Source organism: Cohnella sp. OV330, assembly GCF_900112065.1.
Taxonomy (GTDB): domain Bacteria; phylum Bacillota; class Bacilli; order Paenibacillales; family Paenibacillaceae; genus Cohnella.
The window spans coordinates 74,021-91,767 of record NZ_FOKE01000001.1 but is presented as its reverse complement, the minus strand read 5'-3'; the positions used below and the strand labels follow the sequence as shown (position 1 = coordinate 91,767).

The window sequence follows — 17,747 nt, the reverse complement described above, 5'->3', positions numbered from 1 at the left end:
GAGAGAGAGCATCCGCTAGAAAACTGGAAAAAGTATATGCGAAAATTGCTCGATCAAAAATCTGGGGAGGCCAGTACATGAAGACAAGGAAGATTGTGTCAGGTATTCTTACGTTGACGCTGCTCGGCGCTTCGTTGGTTGCTTGCGGCAACAACAACAACAACGCAGGCAGCAGCGCAAGCGCTAGCTCCGGCGCTAGCTCGTCCGCAAGCGCGAGCGCGCCAGCCAGCTCCTCCAAGACCGAACTCGTGATGAACTACCGTGCGGATCCGCCGGCGTTGGACGTATCGATCGCGGAGAGCGCCGCATCGTTCACGATCCTCGGCGCCATCAGCGAAGGTCTGTATCGTTTGGATAAAGATTTGCAGCCGCAGCCGGCGCTCGCCGACGGCATGCCGACCGTCTCCGCCGACGGCTTGGTCTACACGGTCAAGCTGAAGTCGGGCCTCACTTGGGCGAACGGCGATCCGCTGACCGCGAAGGATTTCGTCTATTCCTACAAGCGCACGCTGGATCCGAAGACCAAAGCGACTTACGCGTTCATGGTCGCTTGGATCAAGGGCGGCAACGACGTGCTGACCGCCAAGGACGACGCTGCCGTCAAGGCTGCGCAGGACAAGCTCGGCGTCGTCGCGAAGGACGACACGACGCTGGAGATCACGCTGGACCACCCTGTTCCTTTCTTCACGGCTCAGCTCGCGTTCCTGAACTTCTACCCGCAGAACGAGAAGTTCGTCTCCGCTCAAGGCGACAAGAGCGGCGCGGATGCGGACAAGGTGCTTGGCGCCGGTCCGTTCAAGCTGACGAAGTGGGACCACGAGCAGCAGCTCGTGCTTGAAAAGAACGACAAGTATTGGGATGCCGCTAACGTGAAGCTGTCGAAGGTCACGCTGAACATCGTCAAGGATACGGCAACCGGCCTGAACCTGTACGAGACGGGCGCCACCGATTATGCCGACGTCAAGGGCGATCAAATGCTCGCTTACGACGGCAAGCCGGATTTGCAAATGAAGAAAGAGCTCGTAACGGGCTATCTGAATTTCCAAGCGACGAAGGTTCCCGCGTTCGCGAACGTCAAGGTTCGCCAGGCGTTCACGATGGCGATCGACCGTGCGGGCGTAGCCAACCTCGTACTGAAGAACGGCTCCGTGCCTTCGACCGGCTTCGTGCCGGCAGGCAACCAAGACGGCAACGGCAAGGACTTCCGCACCGTCGTAGGCGACACCGAAGCAACGTTCGATGCAGCCAAGGCCAAGCAACTGCTGGAAGAAGGCCTCAAGGAATCCGGCGCTACGCTGCCTAAGCTCTCCATCATCGGCGACGATACGGAGACCGGCAAGAAGATGCTCGAATACCTCGTTTCCCAATGGAAAACGAACCTGGGCGTAGACGTAACGACCGAGCCGCTGCCGCACGCGAACCGTCTGGATCGCGAGCTGTCCAAGAACTACCAGATCGTCAGCACCCTGTGGGGCGCGGACTACAACGATCCGATGACCTGGCTCGACATGTTCCTGACCGGCGGTTCGTTCAACACGCAAGACTGGTCGAACGCCGAGTACGACAAGCTGATCAAAGCCGCTCAACTCGAAACCGACAACGCGAAGCGCGCAGACGAAATGGCGCAAGCGGAGAAAATCCTGCTGAGCGAAGCTGCCGTCACGCCGCTGTACTTCCGTTCCTCGCCGTTCGTCATCAATCCGAAGCTGAAGGATCTGATCCTGCCGCCTTACGGTCCCGATTTCGAACTGAAGTGGGCTCACTTCGAAGGATAAGACAAGCGTCAAGCTTGCTTCACGACTAACGCACCTGGTACAGTCAACGCCAACCATGAGGGAGGCCGTTCTTGAACGGCTTCCTTCATGTGCTTGACGCTTGTAAATTCCATTGAAGGGAGGGTTTTCCATGCTGAAGTTTATCTTGCGCAGATTTGTTTATATGGTTATTACGCTGTGGGTCGTCGTTACCGTCACGTTTTTTCTGATGAAGCTGCTGCCGGGCAATCCGTTCGGCGAGAACGCATCGAAGCTGTCGCCCGAAAATCTGCAGATTTTGCGGGAGCAATATGGCCTGGACAAACCCGTCTGGCAGCAATACCTGAAGTATATGGGCAAAGTCGTTCAAGGGGACCTGGGCGTCTCTTACCAATATCCGACGCGCGAAGTCGTCGAGATCATCAAGCACAACTTCCCGGCATCGCTCGAGCTCGGTATCGAATCGTTGATTTTTGCCGTTATTATCGGCCTCTTACTTGGCATTTTCGCGGCGCTGAGGCACAACAAGGCCGGAGACTATACCGCTATGCTTATCGCGATCATCGGTATCTCCGTGCCTTCGTTCGTCATCGGGCCGCTGCTCTCATACTTTGTCGGCGTTAAACTCGGTTGGCTGCCTCCCGGCTTGTGGAACGGACCGGAGCATCGCGTGCTGCCGGCACTCGCGCTCTCGTTCGGCACGATCGCGATTCTGGCCCGCATGATGCGCGCGTCGATGCTCGACGTCGCCAGCCAGGATTATATCAAGACCGCCAAGTCCAAAGGGATCGGCGGCAACGCAATCGTCTGGAATCATATGATCCGCAACGCCATATTGCCGGTCGTCACCATTCTCGGTCCGATCGCGGCCAACGTCGTCACGGGTACGCTCGTCGTCGAGACGATCTTCTCCGTGCCGGGACTCGGCCATCAGTTCGTGCAGTCGATTCTGACGACGGACTACACGATGATCGCCGGCCTCGCGATTTTTTACGCGGCTATATTGATCTTCGTCATGTTCATTACGGATATCGCGTACGGCCTGGTCGATCCGCGGATTCGGTTAGGGAAGGGGAGATAAAAAGTGGAGGAAATCGCAAAGAGCCAATTCGAACCGGCGGTCAAGTCTGGCGACAGAGAAGCGATTCTTCGCCCTTCCGTCAGTTACTGGCAGGACGCATGGAGGCGTCTGAAGAAGAACAAGCTGGCCATGGTCGGGCTTGTCGTCATGGTCGTCGTTACGCTGCTCGCCCTAATCGTTCCCCTCGTCAGCGGGTACGACTATGAGACGCAGAACCCGAGCGCCGTCAATCTTCGACCGTCTGCCGCCCACTACTTCGGCACGGACGATTTCGGCCGCGATCTGTGGACGCGCGTTTGGTGGGGCGCCCGCATTTCCTTGTTCATCGGCATTATGGCTGCGTTGCTCGACCTCGTAATCGGCGTTCTGTACGGCGGCATCTCCGCTTACTTCGGCGGCAGGGTCGACAATATCATGCAGCGCTTCATTGAAGTCATTTACTCGATCCCGTACCTGCTGCTCTCCATCTTGCTATTGATGGTGCTCGGGCCGGGCGTATCGACCATTATATTGGCTTATGCGATCACCGGCTGGGTCTCGATGGCCAGGCTCGTGCGCGGGCAAATGCTCGTGCTCAAGGAGCAGGAGTTCGTGCTGGCTGCCAGGGCGCTGGGCGCGAAGCCGTTCCGCATCATCCTGAAGCACCTGATCCCGAACGCGCTCGGCGTCATCGTGGTACAGATTACGTTCGTCGTACCGACGGCGATCTTCGCCGAAGCCTTCCTGAGCTTCATTGGCCTCGGCATCAAGCCGCCGCTTGCATCGCTGGGCAACCTGCTGAGCGACGGCGCCGCATACATGCGCTATCATCCGCACCGGCTCGTATTCCCGACGATCGTATTCAGCATGATTTTGCTCAGCTTCAATCTGCTCGGGGACGGCCTGCGGGACGCGCTCGATCCTAAGATGAGAAAATAAGGAGGAGAGTCCGATGAGCACGCCTCTATTGGAAGTGAACAACCTGCGCGTATCGTTCAAGATGCATGCGGGCGAGGTACAAGCGGTTCGCGGCGTCTCCTTTAGATTAGATAAAGGCGAAGTGCTCGCGATCGTGGGAGAATCGGGCAGCGGCAAGTCCGTCACGGCTCAGACGATCATGCGTCTGACGCCGACGCCTCCCAGCTATATTAAAGAAGGCTCGATCGTATACGAAGGCAAGACCGATATTACCAAGCTGAGCGAGTCTCAGATGGGCAAGGTTCGCGGCGCCGAGATGGGCATGATTTTCCAGGACCCGATGACGTCGCTGAACCCGACGATGACCGTCGGCATGCAGATCGCCGAAGGCATCCGCAAGCACGAGAAGCTGTCGAAGAAAGCAGCGCTCGCCCGCGCGATCGAGCTGCTCAAGCTCGTCGGCATGTCCAATCCGGAAGGCCGCATTCATCAATATCCGCATGAGTTGTCCGGCGGCATGCGTCAGCGCGTCATGATCGCGATCGCGTTGGCCTGCCATCCGAAGCTGCTGATCGCCGACGAACCGACGACGGCGCTCGACGTGACGATCCAGGCGCAGATCATGGACGTCATGCGCGACGTGCAGGAGAAGACCGGCACTTCTATTATTTTGATCACGCACGATCTCGGCGTCGTGGCCGAGCTCGCGCAGCGCGTTATCGTCATGTACGCGGGACAGGTTGCCGAACAGGGCAGCCTGCACGATATCTTTTATAATCCTCGTCATCCTTATACCTGGGGACTGCTCCAATCGGTGCCTCGTCTCGACAGCGACAAGAAGAGCGAGCTGTCGTCCATTCCGGGCACGCCGCCCGACCTGTACGCGCCACCTAAAGGCTGCGCGTTCGCGGCTCGCTGTCCGTACGCCATGAAGGTGTGCATGGAGAACGATCCGCCGCAATTCGAGATCGACGGACCGGCGCATACGGCCAAATGCTGGCTGAATCATCCGGACGCCCCCAAGGTAGAAAGGCCGATCGAGACAGGGGGTGCCGCAAATGTCTAATGCGCCTATTTTGGAACTGACGGATCTGCGCAAGCATTTTAATCTGTCCGGCGGCCGCGTGCTGAAGGCCGTCGACGGCCTGAACTTCAACGTGCGGCGCGGCGAGACGTTCGGCCTGGTCGGCGAGTCCGGCTGCGGCAAGTCGACTGCCGGCCGTACGATTATGCAGCTGTACGAGCCGACGTCCGGCAGCATCAAGTTCGACGGCCGCGACGTGAGCAAGCTCACGAAGTCGGAGCGGATCAAGTTTACCAAGGAAATGCAAATGGTGTTCCAGGATCCGTACGCGTCGCTCAATCCGCGGATGACCGTCGGCAAGATCATTGGCGAAGGCCTCGAGATTCACGGGCTGGCGTCCGGCCGCAAACGCACGGAACGCGTCGCCGAGCTGCTGGACGCCGTCGGCCTGAACGAAGAGCATGCGAACCGGTTCCCGCACGAATTTTCCGGCGGCCAGCGCCAGCGGATCGGCATCGCGCGCGCGCTCGCCATCGAGCCCAAGTTCATCGTGGCCGACGAGCCGATCTCCGCGCTCGACGTATCGGTGCAGGCGCAGGTCGTCAACCTGTTCAAAAAGCTCCAGCGCGAACGCGACCTGACCTATTTGTTCATCGCGCATGACCTGGCGATGGTCAAGCACATCTCGGACCGCATCGGCGTCATGTACCTGGGCAAGCTGGTCGAGGTCGCCGAATCCGACGAGCTCAACGAAAACCCGCTTCACCCTTACACCCAGTCCCTGCTGTCCGCGATCCCGCTGCCCGACCCCGAGCAGCAGAAGTCGCGCGAGCGCATCATCCTGAAGGGCGAAATCCCGAGCCCGCTGAATCCGCCGAGCGGCTGCCCGTTCCGCACGCGCTGCCCGCACGCGATGGACGTCTGCGCCAAGACGATGCCCGAGTTCAAAGAAGCCAAGCCAGGACACTACGTGGCCTGCCACCTCTATTAATAGTAATCGCACGCCAAGCGCCGGAGGATACGCCTCCGGCGTTTTTTTGTTGAGGCAAACACCCCGCGAACCCCGCGAACCCCGCAAGCCCCGCAAGCCCCGCAAGCCCCGCAAGCCCCGCAAGCCCCGCAAGCCCCGCAAGCCCGCGAATCTGCGGAAAATAACTGTCGAAAAGCAATTAATTTTCTGCCTGATCATACAGTTTTCAATATAAGTGTTAGAAAGCAACTAATTTCCGAATTTTGTTCATTTCCGATATCTTTTTCGAGAATTAACTGCGTTTGGACACTTATTTCATCAAATCTCCGATTATGCTTCGAATTAATTGCTTTTTAACACTTAAATGTTACGCATTGACGGCCTCCACAACGAGCCCATCTCTGATACACCTTCTAACTGAACCCAAACATTGGAGCATGGAACGGACGGCAGTGTTTAATGCGCTTCATAACCATTTCCAGGCGGATTCGTTGGCTTCATATCGAACGATGCGGCTTCCCTCGGCTCCACGCGATTCGGTAAATAAGCCTGCGCGACAGAGAGAGGCAAGCGCGGCTTTAGCGGCGCGATGACCGATTCGCAGATGCGTCATCACGTCGATGGGACGAATCGGGCGCGCCAGCATGATGGACATGCGGATAATTTCTCTCTCGATCAGCTTGCCTGTATCGAGCGGTTGTGCTTGCGTATGGAAGCGGCTTAGCAGCAGTCGCAGCAGGGCGATGCAGATTTCCGGCCTCGCTGCCACATCGTCGTACGCGAAGCTAACGACATGATAACCTACGGCAGTCAAATAAGTCTCGCGATTGAGCTCGTTGCAGTATTTCTGCCGGTCCATGTCGCGCACGTGCGGTCCGAAACCCTTGATCTCGATGACCAGCCTAACGGCCGGTCCGATCCATACAAAATCGCAAAAGTACGACAAGCCCCGCCAATCTCTTACTTCGTACTCAGGATGCAGCCCGTCAAAGTGACCATGCAGCTTCCACCATACGTTTTTGCAAAACAGCTTCTCCGCCTCCCGATGCCCTCGCTCTAGCCTGCCCCTACGCTCACCTGATCTCGCAGACAGATGCTGCGAGATAAAGGCCTCGTGCGCCTGCCCGAATCCCATCGAATCCAACCTCCCGGCCAAAATAAAAACGCCCCGTCGGCAATCCCCGAAGGGATGCAGGCGGGACGTTCTTCGTCTCGATAGTTACATTATAGAAGGGCGACCGCACGAGGGCAACCCGATATTGAACGCGAGTCCCGCATTAAGAATGCGGAGCTCGCAGCGACAAAGTTGGAATTGTGTATTCCTGTGTGTCGCACTTTACTTCAACCCCGCCCAAGCCGGCTCCTGGATCTCCAGCCAGCGGTTGCGGATGTCGAGGATCTCGCGGTCGGGGAGCTTGCTCTTGGCCGCATAGCCGATGTTTTGCCGGAAATGCGTCAGGTTGGTCGTGCCTACGATGGCGGTGTCGACGTAGGGGACGGAGAGCACGAACCGAAGCGCCTTCTCCGCGATGGCGTCGGAGTCGTTTTTCAGAAACGGATAATTAAGCTTCTCCAGCCGTTCTACGTAAGGATCCGGCGCATTCTCGAGCCCCTGCCGGACCCAGACCGCATTGGCGATCGGCCGCTTCGCGATGATGCCCATGTCGCGTTTGGCCGCCTCGCTCACGGTGAGCTGCAGCGCCTCCTGATCGGCGATGTTGATCGACGTCTCGAGCGCGTCGAAGACGCCCGTATTCACCGCGTACAGCGCATCCGTGCTGTCGCCGCTGTATCCGATATATCGCGTCAGGCCTTCGCGCTTCAGGTCGCGCAGCGCCTCGATCAAGTCGCCTTGGCGAAGCACGGCTTCCGAGCAGCTGTGAATCATCATAAGATCGACGTAGTCGGTCCGCATATCCCGCAGCGTACGCTCGATGCTGGGCCGCACGTTGCGAACGTCCCAATCCGGATAGGGGAGGCCGACGCTCTCGCCTTCGCCGAGCTTGCTGAAGACGTAGTATTCGCTGCGCCTGCTCGACACGAGCTGGCCGATCAGGCTCTCGCTGCGCTTGTAGCTCGATGCGGAGTCCAGTACGTTGACGCCCTCGTCCAGCAGCGCGTTCAAGAGATCGCCGACCTCGCGGTCGGTTGCCTTCGAGCTATCCATGCCGATCTCGGCGCTGCCGAAGCCGAGCACGGACACCTTCATATCGGTTTTGCCGAATTTACGCGTCTCCAAATCCCATTCCCTCCTATGAGTCGATTTCTTGATCGTGCTACCCATTTGTACCCTTGAAGACGGCTCCTCACGCATGATAACGATCGAAATGCCCGCACCGGGCGCTCACCTCTGGGCTGGTCCCCGCATATGTTGATTGCAGATAACCTTGGCTTGGATGCCTGACGCCTGCTTCTTTCTAAAGCGCTTCCCGCTTATGAAAGGGAGGCCGGTTTCGCTTTTGCAAAGCCCCGATGTTAAAATGTAAGGAGCTAGTCCGCAATCGGAAGGAGACCTGGAAGATGGCGAACACCTATGTGTACACCCGCAGAGAAGAAGTGGCCAACGCCATTACGCACGGATTGGGCGCGGTGCTCAGCGTTTCGGCGCTGACGATCCTGATCGTGTACGCCAGCCTGTACGGGACGGCTTGGCACGTGACGAGCTTCGCGATCTATGGTACGACGATGCTCCTCTTGTATACGGCTTCGACGCTCGTTCACGCTCTCCAAGAGGGCAAACTGAAGGACCTGTTCGAGACCTTCGACCATTCGTGCATTTATTTGTTTATCGCCGGCACCTATACCCCGATTTTGTTGACCGTGCTCCGCAGTCCGCTAGGTTGGACACTGTTCGGCCTCGTCTGGGGGCTTGCGGTCGGCGGCGTTATTTTTAAAGCGTTTTTTACGAAAAAATTCCTGTACTTGTCCACGTTGGTCTACATTCTGATGGGATGGATGATCGTATTGGCGTGGGGACCGTTGACCGCGGCCTTGTCGACGGGGGGGATGCAGCTTCTGATCGGCGGCGGACTGCTGTACACGGTCGGCGCGATCTTCTACGTATGGCGCGGCTTTCCCTATCATCACGCCATTTGGCATCTATTCGTGCTCGGCGGCTCGATCGCGCACTTTTTCGCCATTCTATTGTTCGTTCTGCGGATTTACTGATATTTCCCCGGAAATTGTAGAATGGCCCCTTACACCGTTACTCTTACCGGGGGCATCGCATGATTAATACACTGATCGCCAACTTTGCTTTGCTGACCGCTTTCCTGTTTTTCTTTAACGCCCTATACGGCAAACACGAAGCCGACGGCGACAAGCCGCGGCGCATCGTCGTCTACGGAGCGATCTCCTACGGCTTGTTTGCCCTCGTGCTCATGTACTTCAGCGTACGCCTCGACGCGCATGCGCTTCTCGATTTCAGACAATTAATGATCGTTTGCTCGGCGGCGTTCGGCGGACCGATCGCAGCGCTGATTACGGCGGCGTTCGTCATGCTCGGCCGCATCCTGATGTTCGGAGGCGTCAACGACGCTTCGCTGATCGCGTGCGCCTCTGCGCTCGTATTGGCTGCGGGCGGCGGCGCCATGAGCCGCTGGCTGCCTCGGCGGCCCGGGCGCTTCTGGTTGTTCTCGATCGCGCTCTGCATGCTCTGCACGGCGATTACGTTCGCTATCCTGCTCGGGGAGCAGGCCATGGATATTTTGCCTCCCTTTTTTCTCGTCATGGCCATCGGCGGCATCATCGTCAGCGGTTTGACGGCATATTTCTCGACGGCCAACCGGCTGCAGCTGGAGCTGCGCGCGAGCGAGCGTCGCTACAGGCAATTGCATATGCTGCAGCAATCGATTCTGCAATCCGCGTCCGACGTGGCGATCGTCGCGGCGGATCTGACGGGACGCGTCACGCTGTTCAACAAGGGGGCGGAAAAGCTGCTCGGCTACGATGCCGACGACGTCGTCGGACGTGGGATACTCCGGCCGCAAGCGGCGGCCGGCGTCGTTATTGCAGCGGACAAGACCGGCGTTGCTCAGGCGGGAGCGCGCGATATCGACGCGCTCTCAGATTTCGTCCAGCGGATGATGTACGGCAGCGAGGACGAACACGAATGGACGATCAAGCGCCGGGACGGCATCGCCTTCGCCGCGAACGTGATCGTATCGCACGTGCTCGATTCAGACGGCGAAGTCATCGGATACATGAGCGTGTCCACCGACATCACCGAGCGCAAGCTCGCCGAGGAAAAGCTAATGGAAGCCAACAGCCTGCTCCAGAAGCTGTCCCTGCTAGACGGCCTGACGGGCATCGCGAACCGTCGGCGCTTCGATCAGGCGCTCCGCGCCGCATGGACGACGGCCGTCTCGGAAGACTCGACGATGTCGCTCATCCTGTTCGACATCGATTATTTCAAAAAGTATAACGACGCGTACGGCCACCAGGCCGGCGACGATTGCCTGATCCAAGTCGCGGCCGTCGCGATGGCGTGCCTGCGCGCCGGCTCCGACACGGCCGCCCGCTACGGCGGCGAAGAGTTCGGGGTCATATTGCCCGGGGCCGACGCCGAGGAGGCGCTGGTCGTGGCCGAACGGATTCGCGCCGCGATCTTCGATCTCGCGATTCCGCACATCCACTCGCCCACAGGAGTCGTGACGCTCAGCCTAGGCATCGCATGCCAGGGACCGGGCAGCGCCACGGGCGAGCAGCGTCTGATCGCGCTAGCGGACGCGGCCCTTTACGAGGCCAAGCAATCGGGGAGAAACCGGGCGGCAATGGCCAATTCATCCGTCGGCAGGCCGTCGGCTAACTGACCGTGAAAGCGCTGCTTTACGCCGAATCGGTTTGGAATGCGCTTTCCGCGTTTAATTAAGGGTATGCGGTTTGACCATGCTCGGCGGGGGGCGATCAAGATTAAGCATCATATCAATAGCTGGACGTTTGAAAATTGGATGGGCCCGTTGACGTACGTAGAATGGGATGCGCAAGCTTCGGCGCTCGCGACGAACGTCGAGGCGCAGCCCGAACGGCTCGGGCTGCCTGAGCTAATCACACGTCTCGGCGCCGAAGGATATGGCGGTATCGAACTCGCCTATCCGCATCTGAAGGACCGCTCGGCCGAGGGCCTGGCCGAATTAAGACGGCTCTCGGCGCTCGCCGGCGTGGAGCTTAACTCCCTGCTGTTAGACTTCGGCGATCCGGGCACGGCCGATGCAGCCAGGCGCGACGCGGAAATGGCGTTGTACCGCGATTGGATCGCCGCCGCCGCCGCCGCGGGGTTTCGCAGAGTCCGCATCGGATCGGGCGACGGCGACGACGATGCGTCGTTCGCCCGGGCTGCCGAGTCGCTCTCGCTGCTGTCGGCTTATGCGGGGCATGCCGGCGTCCGGGTCGTCACGGAAAATCTCGGCGCTTTGCTAAGCCGATCCGATCGGGTGCTGCGCATGCTCGAAGATACGGGCGGCAGTGTCGGGCTCACGGCGGACTTCGGCAATTTCAAGCAGGACAAGTATCGCCAGCTTGAGGAGATTCTGCCGTATGCGGAGACGGTGCACGCCAAAGCGCGGGAGGATGGGGGCGGCCGGCTGGATTCCATGGACTTCAGGCAGTGCGTTCAACTCGCGCGGCAGGCGGGCTACGAAGGACCGCTCTCGTTAACGTATTTGGGAGACGGAGAGCCTTGGGCCGTGCTGGCCGAGATGAGAGAGCTGGCGGCAATCAAGCCTTCGGAAGCCCTAAGACCCATGTAGCCGCGCTTTTTAACAATTGCATACAGACAAGGCCGCATACAGCCCGCACGCTTCGTTATCGGAGTCGCGATCATGCGCGTCTTGAACGACCGCGGGCTGGAGCCTGCGGTTTTTTGCTACGATTCGACGCCAGGCGTTTTCCGCGCACCCTACAACCAAGGAGGAGATTGGCATGCAGAGAGGAACGACCGCCGTACAGACGCCGGCATTCGTCGCTTCGTACGATTATCGCGCCCAGGAAGGAACGGAGCGCTACTTCGATTACGCAAGGACCGTCGCGAGAATCGCCGGCTTGCTCTCGGACCGCTTCGGTTGCGAATTCAAGCGCTACGACCAGGCCGATCAGGGAGACGTATGGGACGGATTGGCCGAGGATATCGAGTCGGATTTTCCGGGGCTTGTTCACCTTGCATCCGTATTTGATCTGGTCGAATCCAGGCAGATCTCATTCGAGCCGAAGCTCGGCGAGACGATCTACCGGATGCGGCCTTCGGTTCGCAACAATCTGTTCGTCTATCCGGAATACCGCGTGGCCCTGGTCCGGATGCCGATGCTCGTCCACTTAGGGCTGCTGGCGACGGAGGACTTGATCTTCGCGCCCGACGACGAACAGCTCAGCGCCTGTCTTCAGGCGATTCAGCTGCGACGCTCGGAGGAGCGCAAGATGCATGTGTACACCGATACGCGCGAAGGTCTTCAGCATTGCCGCGAGCCGATCGCCCAGGCGCTTCCCCGCGAGGACGTCATGATGGACGACACGCTCAAGCAGCAGATTTTCCGCTCCGTCGACGAGTTTTTCGGCGGCGACCGGACGTTTTTCGAGCAGTACCAGATTCCGTACAAACGCGGCATCCTGCTCTACGGCAAGCCGGGCAACGGCAAGACGACGCTGGTCAAGTCGATTGCCGGCAGCGTGGAGTCGCCGGTCTTTTACTGGCAGATCACCGAATACACGAACAGCGAGTCGATCCGCGAGGTTTTCGCCGCCGCCGTCAAGCAGGCGCCGTCCGTGCTGGTCATCGAGGACATCGATTCGATGCCCGATTCGTGCCGGTCGTTTTTCCTGAACATTCTGGACGGGGCGACGGCCAAGGAAGGCGTATTCCTGATCGGGACGACCAATTATCCGCAAAAAATCGATCCCGCCCTGATCAATCGCGCCGGCCGGTTCGACCGCGCATACGAGGTCAAGCTGCCGGACGAGGCGCTGCGTCTGGCGTACCTGCGGCGCAAGGGGCTGCCCGAATTGGCCGGAGAAGAGCAGGCCGTCCATGCGGCGGAACGTACCCAAGGCTTCTCGCTCGCGCAGCTCAACGAGCTGTACGTATCCGCGGCTTTGCAAAAGCGATACGACGATCGCATCGACCTGGAGCAGTTGGTGCTCGGACTGCGCAACGACCTGGATAAAGCGCGGAAGCGGGATTGGCTGAACGGCACGGACTGGGGCGGCGCGTCTAATCGCATTGGATTCCAATAAAAATACTTGGAATTTTAATGGCGCTTGCAGGAATTTGGCGATCGGAATCGAATTGATAGATTGTCGAATCTTACCAATTCCTGAGGAGCGTGACCTTACTCATGTCCGAGCAACAATATCAACCCGAAACGCTGGCCGTCCATGCCGGCCAACAGATCGATCCGACGACTTTGTCGCGCGCGGTGCCGATCTATCAAACTTCCTCCTACGGCTTCCGCGACGCGGAGCACGCGGCGAACCTGTTCGCGCTGAAGGAGTTCGGCAACATCTATACGCGGCTCATGAACCCGACCTCGGACGTGTTCGAAAACCGCATCGCGGCGCTCGAAGGCGGCGCAGCCGCGCTCGCGACGGCGTCCGGCCAGGCCGCTATCACCTATTCGATCTTAAACATCGCCGGCGTCGGCGACGAGATCGTGTCGTCATCGACGCTGTACGGCGGCACTTATAATCTGTTTTCCACGACCCTGCCGAAGCTGGGCGTAAACGTCAAGTTCGTCGACGCTTCCGATCCGGAGAGCTTCCGCGCGGCGATCACCGACAAGACGAAGGCGCTTTACGCCGAGACGATCGGCAATCCGAAGGGCGACGTGCTCGACATCGAAGCGGTCGCCAAGATCGCGCACGAGAACGGCATTCCGCTCATCGTGGACAATACGTTCCCGAGCCCGTACCTGCTTCGTCCGATCGAGTGGGGCGCGGATGTCGTCGTGCACTCGGCCACGAAGTTCATCGGCGGCCACGGCACCTCGATCGGCGGCGTCATCGTCGACGGCGGCAAGTTCGACTGGGCGGCCAGCGGCAAATTCCCCGGGCTTACGACGCCCGACCCGAGCTATCACGGCGTCGTCTACAGCGAAGCGGTCGGTCCGATCGCCTACATCATCAAAGCGCGCGTGCAGCTGATGCGCGACATGGGCGCCGCGATCTCGCCGTTCAACTCGTTCCTGCTGCTGCAAGGCCTCGAGACGCTGCACCTGCGCATGGAGCGCCACAGCAGCAATGCGCTTGAAGTGGCCCGCTATCTCGAGAACCATCCGCATGTGGAGTGGGTCAGCTACACCGGCCTGCCGAGCCATGAGTCGTACGAGCTGGCGAAGAAGTACCTGCCGAAGGGCCAAGGCGCGATCCTGACGTTCGGCATCAAGGGCGGCGTCGAAGCGGGCAAAAAGGTTATCTCGAGCGTCAAGCTCTTGTCCCATCTGGCGAACGTCGGCGACTCCAAGTCGCTGATCATCCACCCGGCCAGCACGACGCACCAGCAGCTCTCCGAAGAGCAACAGAACGCGAGCGGCGTCAGCCCGAACCTGATCCGCCTGTCGATCGGCACCGAGTCGATCGTCGACATTTTGGCGGATCTCGGCCAAGCGATCGAAGCGAGCCAGCAGTAATTCATAGCTTTTCGTTTTCGGAATTTGACGGACGATCTCCGCGGCTGCCCGTCGGCTGCGGAGGTCGTTTTCCTATGCGCGGGGAATATATAAGGGGTAGGCCCTGCAATCGGCGAACGGAAGGCGGTCCGGATATGGAGAGCAAGCTTCGGTTCCGCGAAGACGGAACGTTCAAAATCGTACAATTCACCGATCTGCACTGGCAAAACGGCGAGACGGATGATCTTCGGACACGGCGGCTGATGGAACGGGTGCTAAGCGAAGAAAAGCCGGACCTGGTCGTCTTTACGGGCGACATCGTCTTCAGCCTGGGCTGCCGGGATCCGTATGCGTCCGCCGCGCAGGCCGTAGCGGCGGTGGCCGAGAGCGGGACGCCGTGGGCGGCCGTCTTCGGCAATCACGACAGCGAAGGGGACGTCTCGCGCGGCCGGCTGATGGAGACGCTGGTCCGGCAGCGGGGATGCCTGGCGAGCGCCGGGCCTGAATCGGTCCACGGCGTCGGCAACTATGCGCTAACGATCGGCGGATCGAACGGCGAAGCGCGCCAAGCGCTCTATTTTCTGGACTCCGGCAGCTATTCCGAGCTGGACCGGATTCCCGGCTACGATTGGATCCGCGAGGATCAGATCGACTGGTTCAGGGAGAAGGCCGCGGCGCTGCCGCCCAAGGGGGCTCCCTCGCTGCCCTCCCTCGTCTTTTTCCATATTCCGCTGCCCGAGTACAAGGAAGTATGGCGAACGCGACCTTGCAACGGACGCAGATTCGAGGATATTTCCTGCCCCAAGCTGAATTCGGGCATGTTCGCGGCGCTTGCCGAGGCGGGCGGCGTGCTCGGCACGTTCTGCGGGCACGATCATATCAACGACTTCGAAGGGACGCTGCACGGCATCCGGCTGACTTACGGGAGATCGACAGGCTATCATACTTATGGCCGGCTGGGGTTCAAAAGGGGGGCGAGGGTGATCGAACTGAAGGAGGAAGGCGCGCGCTACGAGACTTGGATCAGGCTGGCCGGCGGCCGCAAGCTCTCGGCGCCGAGAATCCACAAGCCTCGCAAGAAGCGCCGGTAAAAAAAGGATCAGCGCCCTCGCTTGTGCCCGGCTTGCGGCAGAAGGAGCGGCGCTGATCGGCCTTCTTATTCGGTTGGACTTGGGTATACGGCTTGCGGATCCACTCGCTCCGCAGCGCTTCGGGATTCAGCTTGCCTTCGCGCACGGCTTTTTGCCTCGCTTTTTTCGAACCTGACATTCCCATTCGGGAACACCTCCGCTAATCAAGATTAAGCACGATTGTATCGCATCGTTCCACGCTTCGCAATAGGAATCCGCTTGGCTCCCGATTCGCTCTTCATGCCCTTCGCGGACTATAATAGAGAGAACGATAGAGCGAGGAGCGCTGCTTAACGATGCCCCACTTATACTTTAGAGGCCTGTCAGTCGAACAGGTTCAAGTCATCGGCGGTTCGATGGAAACCGAACTGTCCGCCATCATCGGCTGCGAGCCGAGCGATCTTATGCTGGAGGTCGTTCACACGACCTGCGTGTCCGGAGGCCGGATCGCGCCGTCCTATCCATTCGTCGAAGTCGCTTGGTTCGAGCGCGGCCGGGAAGTCCGCGACGCGGTCGCGCGCTGCCTGGACAGGCATATTCGCGGCAGCGGCGTGCCGGAGGCGGAGGTAGCCTTCCGCAGCTACCGGCCGTCCGACTATTACGCGAACGGCGAGCCTTTCGGCGCCGATCCCGCGGAGACGGAGCTCGAGGCGCTGCGCGCGGACAACGCCAAGCTGAAGGATGATCTGGCCCGCGCGCGCAAAGCCGCGGCCGCCGCGACCGCGGGCTCGATGTCGACCCGCCTGCGGGACGCATTGAGAGAGTAGCCGACCGGGAGGATTCATACATGATCGTTTTTTACTACTTGCTGGCGGTCAACCTGATCGCTTTCATCATCATGGGTTACGACAAGACGAAGGCGATGCACAAGGAGAGGCGCGTGCCGGAGAAGCGGCTGTTCCTGATCGCGACGATCGGCGGCGCGCTCGGCATGCTGCTCGGCATGCGCTTTTTCCGCCACAAGACAAAGCACCGCTCCTTCACGGCGGGCATTCCTGCCCTGCTCGTGCTGAACGCGGTGCTGGTGATGGTCTGGTTCGGTCGTTAGTCTAGCGCGAGGCGGCTTAGTTATCTGGCGTCGTCCGGATCCGGGGAGGGATCGAGTCCGACGACGTCGGCCAGCTTCAGGTCGCTCGGCTCGTGAATGCCTGCTTCGGCGCGCAGGGCGTCGAGCGCTTGCTCGAGATCGTCTTCCTTGACGATGATATAAGGGCTCTCCCAGCGGCTCTCGAGCGGCAGCACGTTCAGCGAGTCCGGTTTCATTTCCTTCACGTTGTAAATATAGTCGCGGAGGATCGATTCGGGAATGTCGGTCTGCACGTTTTTGCCGAGCAGGTCGAGCACCTTGCCCCACTGCAGCATCCCCTGGAACGAAGCGAGCTTGTCGGTAAGCTGGCTCAGCACTTGCTGCTGGCGCGCGTTGCGGGCGATGTCCGAGGATTCCCCGGTGCCGCGGTTCGACTTGCGGTACCTAACGAAGTCGAGCGCTTTGGCGCCGTCCAGATGCTGATAACCCTTTTTCAGATCGATGTTCGTGCCGTCGGCGTTGTCCACGTACCGCATATCCATATCGACGTCGACGTCGACGCCGCCGACCGCGTCCACCAGCTTGCGCAGCCCGTCGAAGTTGATCATGATCATATAATCGATCGGGAAGTCGAACAGGTCGCTGTAAAATTCCTTCGTGTTTTCCATCGCCGTATCTTTGTCTTTGTTGTAGAAGTAGGCGTAGTAGTAATTGGCCTTGTGGGTGCCTAGGTCTTCCGGCTTAAGCTGAAGGTCGCGCGGCAGGGAGATCAGGCTGGCCGAGTTGGTCTGCGGATTAAGGCTGCCGAGCATGAGGACGTCCGTGTTGAGCGTGCCGCCGCTGCCTTCCCTGCGGTCGATGCCGGCCAGCAGGAAGGTGACCGGCTTCTTGATCAGCGTGCTGTCGCTCGCGTAATCCGCGTCGATCTGCTGCTCGCCGGATGCGCCGGACGCCGAAGCGGACGGGGAAGGAGAGGGCGCGGGCTCGTCGCCTGCCATGAGATTGATGGCATGATTCGCTTTATAAACCAAGTATCCGGCATAGCTGCCGACGATGACGACGAGGGCGCCGACGACGATCCCCGCATATTTTAGCGTTTTGCGCACCCAGGCGCGTTTTTTTTCAGGCATATTCATTATGATCCTCCGCATGATTTAAAATTAAAACGAGGCAACCCTTTCTATTTTAGGGCAAACGCCCTAAGAGTAAAGAAAGAAATTCCACATTATTTGACGATTTGAAGACCGGGCGGGTTGCGGATTTCGGATGA

At 59.4% G+C, this 17,747-nt stretch carries 16 protein-coding genes; 13 read left to right on the top strand and 3 right to left on the bottom strand.

All coding sequences use genetic code 11. The features are described from left to right. Nucleotides 1–77: 77 nt before the first annotated feature. The 5 genes from BM235_RS00465 (at nt 78) to BM235_RS00445 (ending at nt 5,747) form a co-directional block, all read left to right on the top strand. The gene (locus tag BM235_RS00465) at nt 78–1,775 is read left to right on the top strand and encodes a peptide ABC transporter substrate-binding protein (RefSeq protein WP_090108575.1); all 1,698 of its coding nucleotides are present in this window, start codon (nt 78–80) and stop codon (nt 1,773–1,775) included. A 130-nt stretch (nt 1,776–1,905) separates the two neighbouring features. Further along, entirely contained in the window at nt 1,906–2,835 is a 930-nt protein-coding gene (locus BM235_RS00460) for an ABC transporter permease (RefSeq protein WP_090108574.1), read from the top strand. A gap of 3 nt (nt 2,836–2,838) precedes the next feature. Beyond that, a complete protein-coding gene (locus BM235_RS00455; protein WP_090108573.1) occupies nt 2,839–3,753 on the top strand; it encodes an ABC transporter permease in 915 nt (304 codons plus the stop codon). Between the two features lie 13 nt (nt 3,754–3,766). Then, on the top strand, nt 3,767–4,798 hold the full coding sequence (locus tag BM235_RS00450; protein WP_090108572.1) for an ABC transporter ATP-binding protein: 1,032 nt from the start codon (nt 3,767–3,769) through the stop codon (nt 4,796–4,798). After that, nucleotides 4,791–5,747, top strand: coding sequence for an ABC transporter ATP-binding protein (locus BM235_RS00445; protein ID WP_090108571.1), 957 nt, complete (start codon nt 4,791–4,793; stop codon nt 5,745–5,747). The genes BM235_RS00450 and BM235_RS00445 overlap by 8 nt, the downstream gene beginning before the upstream one ends. A 445-nt stretch (nt 5,748–6,192) precedes the next feature. Here BM235_RS00445 and BM235_RS00440 read toward each other — a convergent pair whose 3' ends face one another. Both BM235_RS00440 and BM235_RS00435 read right to left on the bottom strand, forming a co-directional pair. Further along, nucleotides 6,193–6,861 carry a DUF559 domain-containing protein gene (locus tag BM235_RS00440; RefSeq protein ID WP_090108570.1) on the bottom strand — a complete coding sequence of 223 codons (669 nt, stop codon included), beginning with the start codon at nt 6,859–6,861 and terminating at the stop codon, nt 6,193–6,195. A gap of 201 nt (nt 6,862–7,062) precedes the next feature. Continuing rightward, nucleotides 7,063–7,965 (bottom strand): aldo/keto reductase, encoded by a 903-nt coding sequence (locus tag BM235_RS00435; RefSeq protein WP_090108569.1) that lies wholly within the window; start codon nt 7,963–7,965, stop codon nt 7,063–7,065. Between the two features lie 281 nt (nt 7,966–8,246). Here BM235_RS00435 and BM235_RS00430 point away from each other — a divergent pair, with 281 nt between their 5' ends. The 8 genes from BM235_RS00430 (at nt 8,247) to BM235_RS00390 (ending at nt 16,498) form a co-directional block, all read left to right on the top strand. Beyond that, nucleotides 8,247–8,894, top strand: a complete 648-nt coding sequence (locus tag BM235_RS00430; RefSeq protein WP_090108568.1) for a PAQR family membrane homeostasis protein TrhA — start codon at nt 8,247–8,249, stop codon at nt 8,892–8,894. A 59-nt stretch (nt 8,895–8,953) separates the two neighbouring features. After that, entirely contained in the window at nt 8,954–10,537 is a 1,584-nt protein-coding gene (locus BM235_RS00425) for a diguanylate cyclase (protein WP_090108567.1), read from the top strand. Between the two features lie 147 nt (nt 10,538–10,684). Beyond that, nucleotides 10,685–11,473 (top strand): sugar phosphate isomerase/epimerase family protein, encoded by a 789-nt coding sequence (locus tag BM235_RS00420; protein ID WP_158543630.1) that lies wholly within the window; start codon nt 10,685–10,687, stop codon nt 11,471–11,473. Between the two features lie 172 nt (nt 11,474–11,645). After that, complete coding sequence (locus BM235_RS00415; protein WP_090108565.1) at nt 11,646–12,950, top strand: AAA family ATPase; 1,305 nt, start codon at nt 11,646–11,648, stop codon at nt 12,948–12,950. Nucleotides 12,951–13,051: 101 nt separating this feature from the next. Continuing rightward, entirely contained in the window at nt 13,052–14,341 is a 1,290-nt protein-coding gene (locus BM235_RS00410; RefSeq protein WP_090108564.1) for a homocysteine synthase, read from the top strand. 134 nt (nt 14,342–14,475) lie between these two features. Further along, on the top strand, nt 14,476–15,411 hold the full coding sequence (locus BM235_RS00405) for a metallophosphoesterase family protein (protein ID WP_090108563.1): 936 nt from the start codon (nt 14,476–14,478) through the stop codon (nt 15,409–15,411). A 335-nt stretch (nt 15,412–15,746) separates the two neighbouring features. Beyond that, entirely contained in the window at nt 15,747–16,217 is a 471-nt protein-coding gene (locus tag BM235_RS00395) for a DUF1904 family protein (protein ID WP_090108561.1), read from the top strand. Nucleotides 16,218–16,237: 20 nt separating this feature from the next. After that, nucleotides 16,238–16,498 (top strand): DUF1294 domain-containing protein, encoded by a 261-nt coding sequence (locus BM235_RS00390; RefSeq protein ID WP_090108560.1) that lies wholly within the window; start codon nt 16,238–16,240, stop codon nt 16,496–16,498. A gap of 20 nt (nt 16,499–16,518) precedes the next feature. Here BM235_RS00390 and BM235_RS00385 read toward each other — a convergent pair whose 3' ends face one another. Continuing rightward, nucleotides 16,519–17,607: an LCP family protein gene (locus BM235_RS00385; protein WP_090109514.1), complete on the bottom strand. Its 1,089-nt coding sequence runs from the start codon at nt 17,605–17,607 to the stop codon at nt 16,519–16,521. Nucleotides 17,608–17,747 lie beyond the last annotated feature (140 nt).